Origin of the sequence: Citreicoccus inhibens (genome assembly GCF_019039035.1) — a bacterium.
In the GTDB taxonomy this organism is placed as follows: Bacteria; Myxococcota; Myxococcia; order Myxococcales; family Myxococcaceae; genus Citreicoccus; species Citreicoccus inhibens.
Genome location: NZ_JAHNZT010000011.1, coordinates 149,777 through 161,698, shown reverse-complemented (window position 1 = coordinate 161,698; position 11,922 = coordinate 149,777). Strand labels below are relative to the sequence as shown.

At 69.7% G+C, this 11,922-nt stretch carries 11 protein-coding genes; 5 read left to right on the top strand and 6 right to left on the bottom strand.

From position 1 onward, the window contains the following. Window positions 1-3: 3 nt before the first annotated feature. Window positions 4-813: an LPP20 family lipoprotein gene (locus tag KRR26_RS15955; protein ID WP_120208107.1), complete on the bottom strand. Its 810-nt coding sequence runs from the start codon at window positions 811-813 to the stop codon at window positions 4-6. A gap of 152 nt (window positions 814-965) precedes the next feature. Beyond that, the gene (locus KRR26_RS15950) at window positions 966-1,301 is read right to left on the bottom strand and encodes a PilZ domain-containing protein (RefSeq protein ID WP_120208105.1); all 336 of its coding nucleotides are present in this window, start codon (window positions 1,299-1,301) and stop codon (window positions 966-968) included. Between the two features lie 277 nt (window positions 1,302-1,578). Between KRR26_RS15950 and KRR26_RS15945 the strand changes: the two genes are divergently transcribed. Next, the gene (locus KRR26_RS15945) at window positions 1,579-2,337 is read left to right on the top strand and encodes an FKBP-type peptidyl-prolyl cis-trans isomerase (protein ID WP_233577295.1); all 759 of its coding nucleotides are present in this window, start codon (window positions 1,579-1,581) and stop codon (window positions 2,335-2,337) included. A gap of 56 nt (window positions 2,338-2,393) precedes the next feature. Here the strand turns inward: KRR26_RS15945 and KRR26_RS15940 are convergent, their stop codons facing one another. The 3 genes from KRR26_RS15940 to KRR26_RS15930 form a co-directional block, all read right to left on the bottom strand. Beyond that, the gene (locus KRR26_RS15940; RefSeq protein ID WP_236068656.1) at window positions 2,394-4,577 is read right to left on the bottom strand and encodes a hypothetical protein; all 2,184 of its coding nucleotides are present in this window, start codon (window positions 4,575-4,577) and stop codon (window positions 2,394-2,396) included. Between the two features lie 35 nt (window positions 4,578-4,612). Further along, a complete protein-coding gene (locus tag KRR26_RS15935) occupies window positions 4,613-4,816 on the bottom strand; it encodes a cold-shock protein (RefSeq protein ID WP_120208099.1) in 204 nt (67 codons plus the stop codon). A gap of 118 nt (window positions 4,817-4,934) precedes the next feature. Continuing rightward, a complete protein-coding gene (locus tag KRR26_RS15930) occupies window positions 4,935-6,755 on the bottom strand; it encodes a M2 family metallopeptidase (protein WP_233577291.1) in 1,821 nt (606 codons plus the stop codon). A 190-nt stretch (window positions 6,756-6,945) separates the two neighbouring features. On the opposite strand from KRR26_RS15930, the gene KRR26_RS15925 reads away from it, so the two are divergent. Both KRR26_RS15925 and KRR26_RS15920 read left to right on the top strand, forming a co-directional pair. Next, entirely contained in the window at window positions 6,946-7,494 is a 549-nt protein-coding gene (locus KRR26_RS15925; RefSeq protein WP_120208095.1) for a DUF3105 domain-containing protein, read from the top strand. Between the two features lie 137 nt (window positions 7,495-7,631). Beyond that, window positions 7,632-8,702: a heparan-alpha-glucosaminide N-acetyltransferase domain-containing protein gene (locus KRR26_RS15920; RefSeq protein WP_328707148.1), complete on the top strand. Its 1,071-nt coding sequence runs from the start codon at window positions 7,632-7,634 to the stop codon at window positions 8,700-8,702. A gap of 7 nt (window positions 8,703-8,709) precedes the next feature. Here the strand turns inward: KRR26_RS15920 and KRR26_RS15915 are convergent, their stop codons facing one another. Beyond that, window positions 8,710-9,195, bottom strand: coding sequence for a VOC family protein (locus KRR26_RS15915; protein ID WP_120208093.1), 486 nt, complete (start codon window positions 9,193-9,195; stop codon window positions 8,710-8,712). 151 nt (window positions 9,196-9,346) lie between these two features. Between KRR26_RS15915 and KRR26_RS15910 the strand changes: the two genes are divergently transcribed. Beyond that, window positions 9,347-11,128: a vWA domain-containing protein gene (locus KRR26_RS15910; protein WP_120208091.1), complete on the top strand. Its 1,782-nt coding sequence runs from the start codon at window positions 9,347-9,349 to the stop codon at window positions 11,126-11,128. A 96-nt stretch (window positions 11,129-11,224) separates the two neighbouring features. Beyond that, complete coding sequence (locus tag KRR26_RS15905; protein WP_236068655.1) at window positions 11,225-11,914, top strand: expansin EXLX1 family cellulose-binding protein; 690 nt, start codon at window positions 11,225-11,227, stop codon at window positions 11,912-11,914. Window positions 11,915-11,922 lie beyond the last annotated feature (8 nt).

Genomic DNA, 11,922 nt, shown 5'->3' with positions numbered 1-11,922 from the left:
GGATTACTGGGTGACGATGACGACCCGGCCCTCGGCCAGGAAGCGCGTGTTCACCTCGGACAGGGTCCGCGCGCCCTCAGCGGCGAGCACCAGGTCCGAGCCCTGAAGCTGCTGGGCCTTCACCACCAGCGGCTTGTCGCCTACGAGCGCCGCCTTCTTCGCCGCATCCAGGCTGTCCATCCACGAGGCCACCGCCGTGGTCGAGCGGACCTCCTGGGACAGCGCCGCCGGGCCATAGAGCGCCTTGCCCGCGGCATCCACCAGCCGAGGCGCCAGCACCGGCTTCGCGTTCAACCCGCGCGCGTCCACCACGAGCCCCGTGTAGCGGCGGGCTCCATCAGCGTTCAGCACGATGGCGGGCTCCGAGGCCGGCGCGGTGAGCGCGGAGGTGATGGCGGCCAGGGGCACCTCCACGTCCAGCTCCACGCCGCTGTCGGAGAAGTACCGCTTGGCCACGACCTTGTAGCCCTTGATGGCGCCCTCGACGCGGCCACGCACCTCGTCGCGCCCCATCTCGTCGCCCACCGTGCGGGTGGCGCTGACCTGGATGCCGCGCGCCTGCTCGATGAGGTTACGGAAGGCGTCCAGCTTGGCGGCGCGCTCGGCGCCCAACCGCGCCTGCGCCGGGTTCGCCGCCTTGAGGTCCGGCGCGCCCGAGCCCGTGGCCCGTAGCACCTGGCCCTCCCAATTGACCCCGCGCGTCGCCGAGCGCACGGCTTCGGTGGCAGCGGGTGTGGCGGGCTTCACGTCCTTGCCCTGGCCCAGCGCCGTCAACGGCACGGCCAGCAACAACCCCCACAACGAGTGCCTCACAGGAACTCCTCCGGGACTCACCGCGTCACCAGCGAGCCAACAGGACAGAATCGCTGGCATTCAAGGGGGGCGCTCCGCGGGAAGTCAAGGCGAGCCGCCGCCGCGAACCCCTTCGGACGACCGAGGGTTCGCTCGCGGCGCGACACCTCGCGTCAGCCCTCGTCGGTGTTGCGATCGACGTAGTCGTCGATCATCCGACGGTGCCGCTCGGTCAGCAGCGTGAAACGCACCCCCGAGCGATCCGCCTTGCGCGGCGTCTCCAGCCAGTCCCGCACCACCTCGCCCTCGGCGTAGATGATCTCCTCGGAGCCGGGGAGCTGGAACTGGAGGCCCACGCGGCGCGCGTGGTGCTGCGGCTCGAGCAGCCGCGAGAGGCTCACGCCCTCCTGGCTGATGTCCGCCGCGCGCGCCATGTACGGCACGCCGCCCATGTACTTGTTCAGATAGATGTCGAGGGGCGCTCGCTTCGACTTCCGCTTCTCGCTCATCGGTCATGGCCTCCGGCTGGTTGCAACAGGCTGCTTCGTCGTTGAAGCAGCGCGGCCAGGGTAGAGGCAGTCACTCCTCACGCAAGAAAACGACCGGCCTCCGCGCACGAGCGCCCGCGAGAGGCCCCTCCCCATCGCCGCTCGCTGGATTCTTCGCGCGGGACTGTGTGCGCGGGCCATCACTCGCGCTCGACTCCGAGGTGCGCCGCGCGCGTTTCCCACACGAGGCCACATGCGCACCCCCTATAGTCGCGCCGCTCTCTTGAAAGGCGGAAGCATGCGAAGGACGACATGGATGACGGCCCTGGTGCTCGCGCTCGGCGCGACGGGCGTCCAGGCCGAGACGGCTCCGGCCGCGAAGCCGACCCCCAAGGCCAGCAAGCCCGACACGGGCACGAAGCCCTCGACGACCGAGGGCACGGGCACGTCGGCCGGGCCGGAGACGGAGGACCAGAAGACCATCTATGCGCTGGGCCTGTCCGTGGGGAAGGACCTGTCCCTGTTCGCGCTCACCCCGGCCGAGGTGGAGGTCCTCCACCGGGGCATGCAGGACGGACTCAACGGCGTGACGCCCGCCGTGAAGCTGGAGGACTACGCGCCCAAGATTCAGGCGCTCGCGAAGTCGCGCCAGGCGCAGGTCAACGCGAACTACCTGGAGCGCGCGGCCAAGGAGCCGGGGGCGACGAAGCTACCGTCGGGCGTCATCTACCGCGAGGTGAAGGCCGGACAGGGGAAGACTCCGCGCGCCACGGACACCGTGAAGGTGCACTACCGGGGCACGCTGGTGGACGGCACCGAGTTCGACAGCTCCTACGGCCGAGGCCTGCCCGTCGAGTTCCCGCTCAACGGCGTCATCCCGTGCTGGACGCAGGGCGTGCAGAAGATGAAGGTGGGCGGCAAGGCGAAGCTCACGTGCCCGGGGAGCACCGCCTACGGCGAGCGCCCGCCGCAGGGCTCGCGCATCCCGCCCAACGCCGTGCTCGTGTTCGACGTGGAGCTGGTGGACATCCCCGGCGATACCTCCCAGTCGAAGTAACGCCCCGCTCGCGGTGCCTCCCCGCGTCATCGCGCGGGAAGGCACCGCCTCGGCGCTTACGGCTGCTTCACCGCCGCCTCGGTCGCGCGCAGCAGCGAATCGGCGCTCACCGGAGCCCCCGTCGCGTTGCGCATCCACTCGTCGGGGGTCACCGCGCCCTCCTTCGCCATGCGCTCGAACTCCGCGCCCAGCGGGCCCTTGCGCTTGAGCTGCTCCTCGATCTGGAACGCGATGAGGTGCCCGATCGGGTAGTCCGGCAGATACAGCGGGTAGCTGATCATGTGGCTGTAGATGCCGAGCAGCGGGCTGCCCTTCCCGCCCAGCACCGGCGCGTAGTACCGGTCCCACGTGTCCCGCGAGATGGCCACCACCGCGTCCCGCAGCTGCGCGGGCGTCGCGTCCGGGTGCTCGTACATCCAATGCCACGTGGCCATGTCCACCAGCGCCACGCCGGCGATCTCCCACGCCTGCCAGAAGTCGTTGAGCACGCGCTCGCGCTCACTCGACGCGTCGGACTTGCCCAGGCCCAGCAGCTCCAGGTCTCGGGCCTGGAACACGAAGGCCAGCGCCTCGGTGAAGGCGTTGTTGGGCACACCCGCCAGGAGCGTGTGGTCCACTTCGTAGAGGCTGAACACCTGCTCCACGTTGTGTCCCAGCTCGTGCACCGCGATGTTGTAGCCCTTGTAGTTCATGCCCCCGGGCTCCACGCGCGTGCGCAGGTGCGGGAAGTCCCCGCGCCGCATCGCTTGCTGCGCGTGGCCCGCGCCGCGCGAGGGGTCCACGCGGATGTGCTCGGCCAGGAACTGCGCCTTCTCCTTCGTGAAGCCCAGGCCCTGGAGGATGCGCGGGATGTCCTTCGCGAAGGCGTCCGCCGTGGGGTAGCGCTTGCGCGTGAGGGCATCCAGCTGCGCCTCCGGCACCTTGCCGCCCGGCTTGAAGCCCGCGAACCAGAGGTCCTGCGGCTCCAGCGGTCGGCCCAGGCGCGTCTGGATGATGCGCGCCACCTGCGGCACCAGCGGCGACGTGAGCAGCTGCGTCAGCATCGCGCGCACGCGCTCCTCGGGCAGCTCGCGCCCCAGCTCGAAGCTGCGGGCGATCTGCGTGGGGGCCACCGGCGAAAAGGGGTCCGCCTCGCGCGCCGTGCGGTAGTTCTCCAACAGCCGCGCGTAGCGCGTATCCGGCTCCGGCGCGGTGTCCGCCTTCGCCTCGCGCGTCGGCGCGTTCTCCTCCACCTCGGCCGAGGGCGCCACCGTCACCGCGTTGGTGAACGGGTTCCAGTCCACGCGGGGATTGTCGATGACGGCCGCCGGAATCGTCTGCGTGACGATGCGCTGCATCACCTGGATGATCATCCGCTGCTTGGCGATGCCCTGCGGGTCCGCGTAGTCCGCCTTCAGCTCGTCGCGCAGGTTCCAGTGGCTGATGAGGCGCAGCCCCTTGGGGAACAGCCGCTGTCCCTGCGCGTCCAGCAGGTGGTGCATCCAGACGTTGTACTCGGCGATGTAGAGGTTCGCGGCCGCGATGGACTGCGCCTGGTGCTGCTGGACCTCGGCGGGGATCCGCCGGTTGAAGCGCGCGGTGAGCCGCGCCTCCGCCCACTGCCGCCGCGACCACGTCGAGCCCTGCGTGGTGCGCTCCGCCAGCGTGCTCTGCGGGAAGTTGAGCAGCACCACGAAGCCCACCCGCGCGCGGAACAGGTCCGACACCAGGTTCGAGGACGGGTCATACGCTGCCAGCAACGGCTCCACGGGCAACAGCGGCCCCAGGTCCAGGTCCGTGAACCACTGGAGCTCTCGCCCCATCTCGTTCATGTGCCCGTCGAGCTGCTCGAACAGCCGCTCCATGCGCGCGAACGTCGCGTCGAGCACCTTCGGATCCGCGACGAACTGCTCTCGCGCGAACTCGGCCAGGTCGCCATCCTCGGGCCGCCAGAGCGCGGCCACCTGCGTCAGGCCTCGCTCGATGCGCACGCGCTGCGCCTCGCCGTGCTTCGCGACGAGCTCCGCCTTCAGCGCGGAGAGGTCCAGCTGGGGCGCGGAGGCGGCGGGCGGGGGCACCGGGGCGGCCTCCCTTGACGGCGACGGCGACGGCGCGGGGGCGGCGGGCACCGGGGACGTGGTCGCGCAGCCGAGCGCGGCCAGCAGCGGCAACAAACGGGCGCGAGAGGCCCGGGATTTTCTCAGGGACACGAGTGCTCCAAAAACACGAAGGTCCGACCCTGGGAAGGATCGGACCCTCATGTTGAATCAGGAAGTCGTCCGAACGACAGACGGGCTCACGCCGCGCGAACGTTCTGCGCCTGCAGACCCTTCGGGCCGCGGGTCACGTCGAACTCCACCTTCTGGCCCTCGGCCAGGGTGCGGAACCCGTCCATGTTGATGGCCGAGTGATGGCAGAACACGTCCTCACCGCCACCGTCCTGGGTGATGAAGCCGAAGCCCTTCGCGTCGTTGAACCACTTCACGGTACCAGTCGCCATTGCCTTCTTCTTCTTTCCATCTCGGACGCGAAGATCCGCCGCCCGGTCTCGGCAGAGTCAACCCAGCAAGACGGGCGAGAATTTATTCGTCCAGGTTTCCCACGTCTAGCCCGCAACCTCACCAGCCACACTTCTGGCCCTGGTTCTGCTCCTGGAGCCAGCGGCGCAGCGGCGCGAAGTACTCGAGCATCGGGGTGGCATCCATCTGCCGGGTGCCCGTCATGGCGTAGAGCGCGTCGGGCCACGGCTTGCTGGCGCCCATCTCGAGCATGGCCTGGAGCCGCTTACCGGCCTCCTTGTTCCCGTAGATGGAGCACTCGTGGAGCGCGCCCTTGTAGCCGGACGCCTCGCACAGCGCCTTGTGGAACTGGAACTGGAGGATGCGCGCCAGGAAGTAGCGCGTGTAAGGGACGTTGGCCGGCACGTGGTACTTGGCGCCCGCGTCGAAGTCCTGCTCGTTGCGCGCCACCGGAGCGCTGACGCCCTGGTACTTCTCGCGCATCGCCCACCAGGACTTGTTGTAGTCCGCCGGCTTCACCTTTCCGGAGAACACGTCCCAGCGCCACTGATCCACCAGCAGGCCGAAGGGCAGGAACGCGACCTTCTCCAGCGCGTCCTTCAGCTGCAGGTTGATGAGGTTCTTGTCGTTCTTCTCCACCGCCTTGAGCAGGCCGAGCTGCTGCAGGTAGGCCGGGGTGATGGAGAGCGTGAGCGCGTCACCGATGGCCTCGTGGAAGCCGTCGTTGGCGCCCGCCTGGAAGAGCACCGGGAGCTGGTAGTAGTACGTGTAGTAGTAGTTGTGGCCCAGCTCGTGGTGGATGGTGATCAAGTCCTCTTCAGTGGGCTTGATGCACATCTTCACGCGCAGGTCGTTGTCGAACGAGACGTCCCACGCGCTGGCGTGACAGACGACGTCGCGGTCGCGCGGCTTGGTGAACTGCGAGCGCTCCCAGAACGACGGCGGCAGCGACTTGAGGCCCATGGAGGTGAAGAACTTCTCGCCAAGCTTCACCATCTTCTGCGCGTCATAGCCCTGCGCCTGCATGGCGCCGTCCACGTCCAGGCTGGCCTGACCGGGGTACGGCTCCACGAGCGGGTAGATGTTGTTCCACTCCTGCGCCCACATGTTGCCGAGCAGGTGCGCGGGGATGGGCTTGCCGGCGGGCACGTTGGCCTCGCCGTACTGCCTGGCCAGACGGCCGCGCACATAGCAGTGCAGCTCGTCATACATGGGCTTGACCTGACCCCAGAGCCGCTGCGCGTCCTTCTCGAACTCCGCGGGCGTCATGTCGTAGCTGGAGCGCCAGAGCGTGCCCAGGTCGTTGAAGCCGATGTCCTTGGCGCCCTCGTTGGAGAGCGTCACGAGCTGCTCGAACAGCGGGCGCATGGGGCGCGAGATGGCGTGCCAGCCGCGCCACGCGTCCAGGAGTTCCTCGTAGTTGCGGCTCTTGGCCATCACATCGGACAGCTCCTCCAGGTCGCGGCAGGTGCCCTTGCCGTCCTTGCCGCAGTACTTGCCCTTGCCGTACAGGCCCTCCAGCTTCGCGGCCGTGGCGGCCAGCTGCGCGCGCTTGCCCGCGTCCGCCGGGGCCGGCAGCGTCTGGGACACCTGGAGCAGGTGGATCATCCGGGCGGTCTCCGGATCCAGCTTCAGCCCGTCAAAGCGGCGGGACTCCTTGATGGCGGTGTTGGTGAAGGCCATCACCTCCTCGTTGACGGAGGCGGCGTTCCGCTCGGTGTCGTCCGTGATGTACGTGGACTTGATCCACTCGGCGGTCGACTGCTTCACCCACAGCCGCTTGAGGTCGGCGTTGAGCGACGTGACGAACTTCTTCGCCTCGTCGGGGGTGGCCTTGGCGGCCGGAGCGCGCGGCACGCGCGTCTCCTGAGCGGCCGACGGCAGGGCCGTCAGCGCGAGAACGGCCAGGAGCGCTCGCATCCGGGGCTGCACAGTGAGGGGTCGGGTCATGGGGGCGGACAGTAGAAGAACCGCCGCCCTCCGGCATCCCGGAAGTGCGGGCGGCCATCCGCCCTGGCCCGTCCGAGGGACGAGCAGCCCCCCAACCCCTCTCCCCAGGTGTTCGAGGATGGGACGAGTCCCCCCAGCGGATGCGCTATGAAGGGCGGTCATGCTCCGCTCGCCCTTCGCGCTCGCCCTGCTCGTCGCCGCCCCCCTGCTCGCCTGCGGCTCCACCGCGCCGCAGCCGGAGCCCGAGCCGCAGGACTGCGGTCGATTCACCATCACCACGTCCGAGCCCGCGTCCGCGAACCACGTCGCGACGTGCATCAGCACCGGGTGCGGCAACGGTGAGGAGCCACCCAACGCCGGCCCCCACTGCCCCACCTGGCTGTCCTGCCGCGAGTACACGGATGAGCAGCCGCGCTGCTCGTGGCTCCACAACCTGGAGCATGGGCACGCGGTGTTCCTCTACAACTGCCCGGAGGGTTGCCCCGACGAGGTCGCCAAGCTGCGCGAGGCCCAGGCCCAGGCGCTGGCGGGCTCCAACGGCGTGCACCGCGCCCTCATCGCGCCGGATCCCCGCCTCCCCAAGCGCGTGGCGGCCTTGCTCTGGCGGCACACCTATCTCGCGGACTCCGCCGATCCCGAGGCTCTGCGCTGCCTGTTGAAACTGCAAGACGTGGACGCCAACGAGCCCGGCCTGGCGTGCGCGCCTTGAGCCCCGCGCCTGCGTCGATGCTTGCAGCGCCAAGCGTCGCGAGGTGAGCGCGGAGACGTGCAACGCAGGCGGGGCTGCCCTAGCGTGCCGGCGCCGTGGGACCCTCGACACCTCTGCTTCCTGTTTCGCGCGAGCGCGTGCGTGCCATTGATTGGCTGCGCGGGCTCGCGGTGCTGGTGATGATTCAATGCCATACGCTGGCGCTGCTCACGCCCGAGCTGCGCCGCAGCGCGTGGACCGGTCGGCTGTTGAAGCTGGATGGGCTGGTGGCGCCCGCGTTCATCTTCTCCGCGGGCTTCGCGCTGGCGCTGGTGATGGTGCGCAGCGCGGCGGATGGCGTGCTGCGCGAGCGCGTGCCTCGCAACCTGCGGCGCATCGGGGAGGTGCTCGCGGTGGCCACGCTCGTCAACTGGGCCTGGTTCCCACTGCTGCGCGAGCCGAAGTGGATCCTCCGCATGGACATCCTCCAGTGCGTCGGCGTGTGCCTGCTGCTCGTGCTGCCCGTGGCCGCGGGGCTCGCGTTCCGTCCCCGCGCGTTGGGCGCGGTGGCGTTCCTCTTGGCCATGGGCGCGTTCGCGCTCGCGCCCCTGGGAGACATCGCGCCCGAGCCGTGGGCGTCCTTCCTGCGCAAGTCTTCCTGGGCGCCCTTTCCCCTGTTGCCGTGGGTGGGCTTCGCGTGGCTCGGCGCCTTCGCGGGAACCGCGGCGGGCGCGTGGGGCCGCGCGGGCTTGGCTCGCGCGCTCGTGTTCCTGGTGGGGCTGGGCATCTTGGGGACGCTCGCCGCGCGTCCGCTCTACGCGCTGTATCCCGCGCACCGGTTCTTCGTGGCCAACCCGTCCAACTCGGCGGCGCGATGGTCGTGGGTCTGCGCCGCGCTGCTCGTGCTCCTGTGGTTGGAGTCGAAGCGGGCGTCGGAGGCGCCGCCCAGTCGCGCACGGCGCTTCATCGAGGTGTTCGGGACGTCGTCCCTCTCCGCGTACTTCTTCCACCAGATGCTGCTGTTCTACCGGACGGCGGGCGTCTTCTCGTTCCAGCGCTTCTGGGGCGACCGCAGCGGGTGGCTCCTCTACACGGGCCTCACGCTCGCGCTCATCGCGCTCACGTACCTGCTGTGCCGGGCCTATGACTGGCTGGAGCGGGCGGTGAAGCAGGGCATCGGGGGCGCGCGCAAGCACCTGCGCCCCCGAACCCCCGCCTCGTCGCAGTAAGGCGCGGCTACGGCTGCGCGGAGGCCTGCTCGAAGGCGCGGATGACCTCGGGCGGGGCCTGCACCAGCTCGATCAACACGCCCTCGCCACCGAGCGGGAACTGCTCATTGCCCTTCGGGTGGATGAAGCACACGTCGAAGCCCGCCGCGCCCTTGCGGATGCCGCCCGGCGTGAAGCGCATGCCCTGCGACTCCAGCCACTTCACCGCGACGGCGAGGTCATCCACCCAGAGGCCCACGTGGTTGAGCGCGGGGTCGTGCACGCGCGGCTTTCCGTCGGGCTGGATGGGCTGCATGAGGTCCACCTCGACCTTGAAGGGGCCCGCCCCCGCGATGACGATGTCCTCGTCCACGTTCTCGCGCTCGCTGCGGTAGGTGCCGTGGGGATGGAGGCCCAGCATGTCCACCCACAGCTTGCGGAGCCCGCCCTTGTCGAGCCCGCCGATGGCGACCTGCTGAACGCCCAGGATGCGAAATGGCCGTGTCGTCTGCATGGCGCGGACCGTCGCAAATGGGCCCTCGCCGCGCAAGCGTCCGCCACGCCCGAGGGAACCCGCCCGCCGCCGAATAATCGGGGAATAAAACCCATTTCCGAGGTCGTGCGTTTCGAGGCCCCGACCTACTCGCAGCCCTCGGAGCCCCTCCATGTCCTCGACCTTTCAGAAGCGCCGCGCGACCCGCTGGAGCTGCGCCATCCTGGCCGCCGGACTGCTGTCCTCCTGTTCCTCGCAGCTCGCCCCGCCCGAGTCGAAGCCCACGTCGCGGGCGAGCCACCAGGGCAGCCTCTCCAGCCCCCCCCGCGCGGACCCGAAGCCCGCAGGCGCAGATGGCGAAGAGGACGAGTCCCTGGCGGCCTCGGGCGCCGCGGCGCAGCCCATGACGCCAGCGGCCGCGCCCCCACCCGCGCCGAAGGAAGCGGCCCCCATGGCCGCGCCCTCCATGGCCATGAGCGCAGGCGGTGCTCCCGCGCCCATGGCGGTCCGCCGCGAGGCGCCCTCCAAGAAGCTCCCCGCGTCCGAGAAGTTCATGAAGGACAAGGACGATGACGCGCGCGCGCCCACGGGCGGCAACACGTTCGAGGCGTACAAGCCCAACGCCTTCACGGAGACCGCGAAGGACGCCCTGTCCACCTTCGCCGCGGACGTGGACACCGCCTCATACACGGTGGCGCGACGCTACCTGCAGCAGGGCCAGCTGCCGCCGGCGCAGGCGGTGCGCGTGGAGGAGTTCGTCAACTACTTCAAGTACCGCTATGCCCCGCCCACCTCGGGCGCCTTCACGGTGCACCTGGAGGGCGCGCCCTCGCCGTTCAATCCGCGCCGCCACTTCCTGCGCGTGGGCGTGCAAGGCAAGGTCGTCTCGCGCTCGGAGCGCAAGCCCGCGCATCTCGTCTTCCTCGTGGACACCAGCGGCTCCATGCAGTCCGAGGACAAGCTGCCCCTGGCGCGCGAGGCGATGAAGATCGCCGTGAAGAACCTCAACGAGAACGACACGGTGGCCATCGTCACCTACGCGGGCTCCACGCGGGACGTGCTGCCCCCCACGCCGGCCACGGACGTCCGGCGCATCTACTCCGCCATCGACACGCTGTCGGCGGGCGGCGGCACCGCGATGGGCTCGGGCATGCAAATGGCTTACGGGCACGCGGTGAAGAAGGCCGCGGGCGGCGTGGTGTCTCGCGTCGTGGTGCTCACCGACGGTGACGCCAACATCGGCCCCAACCTGGGCGCGGAGGCCATGCTGGAGAGCGTCCACAAGTACGTGGCCGAGGGCGTCACCCTCACCACGGTCGGCTTCGGCATGGGCAACTACCGCGATGACCTGATGGAGAAGCTGGCGGACAAGGGCAACGGCAACAGCTTCTACGTGGACAGCCTCAAGGAGGCGCGCAAGGTCTTCGAGACGCAGCTCACCGGCACGCTGGAGGTCATCGCCAAGGACGTGAAGTTCCAGGTGGAGTTCAACCCGAAGACCGTGAGCCGCTACCGCCTGCTCGGCTACGAGAACCGGGACATCGCGGACAAGGACTTCCGCGATGACAAGGTGGACGCCGGCGAGATTGGCGCGGGCCACAACGTCACCGCCCTCTACGAGGTGGAGCTGACCGGCGCGGCGCAGGAGCTGGCCACCGTGCGCATCCGGGCCAAGGCGCCCAACGGCACCGAGGCCGCCGAGCAGGCCTTCCCGCTCACCCGCGCGCTGGTGCACACCTCGCTGGACGAGGCCTCGCCGGACTTCCGCTTCGCGCTCGCCGTGGCCGCCACCGCGGACATCCTCCGCGCCGCGCCCGCCGCGGAGGGCTGGAGCCTGAGCACCACGCAGAAGCTGGCCGAGGGCGCGGCCAACGGCGACGCGGACCGCACCGAGTTCGTTCGGTTGGTGACACAAGCCCGCGCGCTCACCAGCGCCTCGGCACGCGGCAACTGACGTCCGGGGGGCGTCACGCCCCAGGGGTAACACCGCCCACGTCCGACCTGCTCGGGCGTGGGCGGCGTCCTTCGTGCGGCGTGTATGCTCGCGCGCATGAACCGACGCTCCGCCTCGCCCCTCGCCGTGTCGTTGGCCTCCACCGCCCTGCTGGCCGGGGTCGCCTGTGGAGATGACCCCTCCGGCGGAGGTCTCCCGCTGGGCGAGCAGCAGAAGGGCATCGCCACCTTCTACAACGCGACGGGCGCGGGGAACTGCAGCTTCGAGCCCAACGGCGACTTGATGGTGGCCGCCATCAACACCGCGCAGTACGCGCGAAGCGCTACGTGCGGCCAGTGCGTCGACGTGGTGGGCCCCAAGGGCACGGTGCGCGTGCGCATCGTCGACCAGTGCCCGGACTGCGATAAGGGCCACCTGGACCTCAGCCGCGAGGCGTTCGCGAAGGTCGCGGACATGAGCCTGGGTCGCGTGGACATCTCGTGGACGCCCGTGTCCTGCGACGTGGCCGGCAACATCGAGTACCACTTCAAGGACGGCAGCAACCCGGACTGGACGGCCCTCCAGATTCGCAACCACCGGCTGCCCATCCAGAAGCTCGAGTGGAAACGAGACGGCGACTGGAAGGCCATTGCGCGCGAGGACTACAACTACTTCGTCGCGACGAGCGGCGTGGGCACGGGCAGCTTCCAGGTGCGCGTCACCGCGAGCGACGGCCAGCAACTCACCGACACGCTGCCCAAGGTGCTCGACAACGCCAGCGTCCCGGGCAGCGCGCAGTTCAAATGAGCCGCGGG